This window comes from Streptomyces sp. NPDC091387 (assembly GCF_044756945.1).
Classification (GTDB): Bacteria; Actinomycetota; Actinomycetes; order Streptomycetales; family Streptomycetaceae; genus Streptomyces.
Genome location: NZ_JBIVTZ010000056.1, coordinates 1 through 1,209, shown reverse-complemented (window position 1 = coordinate 1,209; position 1,209 = coordinate 1). Strand labels below are relative to the sequence as shown.

General features: G+C 68.2%; 2 pseudogenes. Both read right to left on the bottom strand.

The features are described 5' to 3' along the window. Positions 1–250 precede the first annotated feature (250 nt). Positions 251–665: pseudogene (locus ACIQM0_RS39345) on the bottom strand (transposase); the annotation flags it as partial. A 432-nt stretch (positions 666–1,097) separates the two neighbouring features. Beyond that, positions 1,098–1,209: pseudogene (locus ACIQM0_RS39340) on the bottom strand (glycoside hydrolase family 16 protein); the annotation flags it as partial.

Below are 1,209 nucleotides of genomic sequence, written 5' to 3'. Positions count from 1 at the left end.
GACACACCGTCCACGGTCTCGATCAGGTGACCAGTCGTCGTACTCATCAGGCTCACTCCTTCGGGGAGATCCACACCTGATTCATGACACTCCCCCGGCCGAACCGTCTCGAGGAGAGGTGATCCACGAGCCCCCATGACCTCGGCCTGCGTCGCCATGGGCCGCTGCAGCCCCCGACTCACCGGCTTTCTGTGTTGCCGGGTCGGTCAAATGAGCTTTGTAAATAGGGTTGTTGAGGGGTAATGACGTGTGCGGAGAGCCAGCCGTCGAAGGGGATGTCGAAGGCGTTCATGGCGGTTTTCCAGCGCATGGTCCAGCGGGCCCGGCCCTTGCCGGTCGGGTTGAGCGACATGATCTCGGTGTCGAACCGGAGGAACGGGGTGAACTCCTCCGGGGCGTTCTCCCAGGGCCGGACGATCGCCGGGTACTTCTTGCCCCACTGGTCCGCGAACTCAGCGAACCGTTCGAGTGCGGGTCCTCGGTGTAGACGGGCCTGAGGAGTTCGGCGATCCTGTCCCAGTCCTGGCGGGCTGAACAATGGGAGGAGTTCCGCAGTGGTTCAACCACGAGGGTCCGCACGGTCGTCTGCGGCCAGACGGTCCGACGGCGTCGGGCAGGCCCTTGAGCCCGTCGCAGCCGGACATGAGGACGTCGTTCACGTTGCGGCACTCTGGCCGCCCTGGCCAGGCTCGTCACCGGACGCGGATGCTTCCGCGCGAGCAGAGGGAAACGGTCGCCGAGGGTGCTGAGCATCCTCGGTGACGCGGTGCTCTCTGCGCGAGTATCGGGCTCTTCACTCGGAGTTCCGGACGACCTGGCGGTCCGGAGCCCCGCACGCAGGAGGGCGCCTCCGCGCCTTCCTGACGCAGGCTGTCGACGCATGGCCTCCGCCACCGGGGCCCGACCGGCAGCCCGGTCCGATCTCCTTGATCCGACGCGCCCGCCCTCGTAATGTCTAGCTTTAACGGCGGCTGCTGGAGACGTACCGGGGGCCGTAGGGCTCATGGACGGTCCGGGACGCGGCCCGTCCGTCCGTGTCCCTCTCGCCGGGCCGCGTGGTCCCGCCGGGCCGGCCGGCCCGGCGGGACCACGCGTGCTCAGGCCGGGGGCTGGCTGTCGCTGGTGGTGACGCGTACGTGGTCGACGACGAGTTGCTGGGGGAAGGTGGTGTTGTTGTCGGGGTCGCCGGGCCAGTAGCCGCCGACGGCG